This is a genomic window from Micromonospora sp. NPDC005173 (assembly GCF_040608515.1).
GTDB lineage: Bacteria > Actinomycetota > Actinomycetes > Mycobacteriales > Micromonosporaceae > Micromonospora.
The window spans coordinates 1-1,014 of the sequence record NZ_JBEXIK010000118.1 but is presented as its reverse complement, the minus strand read 5'-3'; the positions used below and the strand labels follow the sequence as shown (position 1 = coordinate 1,014).

The window sequence follows — 1,014 nt, the reverse complement described above, 5'->3', positions numbered from 1 at the left end:
AAAGGCCCTGGGCTGGAAGACCCCCGCAGAAGCCCTCGACGAACACCTAAGATCTATCCAACAAGCCGGTGTTGCAACGACTCCTTGAACCTAAGTGATACCTCAGAGTCATATTGATACCTCACGGTCATCACGCTCAAAAGCACGCACCCGCCCAGCGCGCGGCGGCGGCCTCCTAGGTCTGCGCACTTTCCGGGAAAGTGTGGCCTCGGCGCGTCGGCAGGCAACACTTTCCCGGAAAGTGCGCGGCTCAACGCCGGTCGACGTGGGCGGCCAGGTGGGTGTGGTGTCCGGTTCGGGATGCCAAGCCCGATCGGGTGTGACGCGCTCGGGGTAGACCGCCGGTGGGTCCCGGTTGTGGGGCGGAGGGGCGGGTTGGGGTTGTCGGCCCGTGGCGGGCTGGGGGTGTCGTCCCGTTTGGGGTGGCCGTCCCGTGGTCGGGGCCACCCTCAGCGTGGAATCGGGGGCCGGCCCGGGTCGTTATACCTGGCATGCGACCGTGGCCCCCTGGCCCGGTGCGCGGCAGCCGCCGGGAACACCGGCCAGGCCGCCCCGGTTACATCCCCCTGTAGCCAGCCGCCGGCCGCCGGGAACACCCGACCGGCCGGCACGGGTTACACCCCCCGTAGCCAGCCGCCAGCCGCCGGGAACACCCGACCGGCCGCCACGGTTACATCCGAGGAACCCCGAGCAGGTCCCCTCCGATCGCCGGACCGTTCCCCCCCGTCTTGAACTTCCCCCGTGCGGCCCAACCCCCGGTTGTCGTGTGCCGCGCACCCCCGATGCAGAGGAGCACGCCATTATGCGTACCGATCTGATTCGTAAGACCGCTCTGACCGCTGCTGGACTCGCCTTCACCGGCGGCGCCATCGCCGGCCCCGTCACCGCCGCTTACGCCGCATCCGATGCCAAGCCCGCCACGCAAACCCAGACCGACCGGAAGCCGTCGGGTGAGCGTCAGCTGGGCGTGCGCTACGAGGCGCAGCCGAACTTCTACTACTGCGGCCCCGCCGC

Annotated in this window: 1 pseudogene; it reads left to right on the top strand. The window is 69.5% G+C overall.

From position 1 onward, the window contains the following. Positions 1 to 802: 802 nt before the first annotated feature. Positions 803 to 1,014: pseudogene (locus ABZV00_RS37865) on the top strand (phytochelatin synthase); the annotation flags it as partial.